General features: G+C 47.0%; 1 protein-coding gene. It reads left to right on the top strand.

From position 1 onward, the window contains the following. The coding region (locus tag CWC16_RS20085; protein ID WP_212747457.1) for a hypothetical protein at positions 1–202 on the top strand (202 nt) is incomplete at both ends.

Raw genomic sequence — 202 nt, 5'->3', positions numbered from 1 at the left:
GGTTCTGACGATGACGACGATGGCAATAATGATGCCCAGGGCAATGTCTTAACAATCACAGGAAGTGCAACGGTGGCAGGCGTATCGAATCCATTTACAGAAATCCGGATTGCAAACGTACCCGCGCCTGACCCCAATGACCTTGAAACCATCAAAAAGCAGATTGAGGATTCGTTTGTTCAACAAAATCTGACCGTGAATG

Source organism: Pseudoalteromonas sp. S3776 (assembly GCF_005886915.1).
Lineage (GTDB): Bacteria > Pseudomonadota > Gammaproteobacteria > Enterobacterales > Alteromonadaceae > Pseudoalteromonas.
The sequence above is the reverse complement of the archived record's forward strand: the minus strand, read 5'-3'. Positions and strand labels throughout refer to the sequence as shown.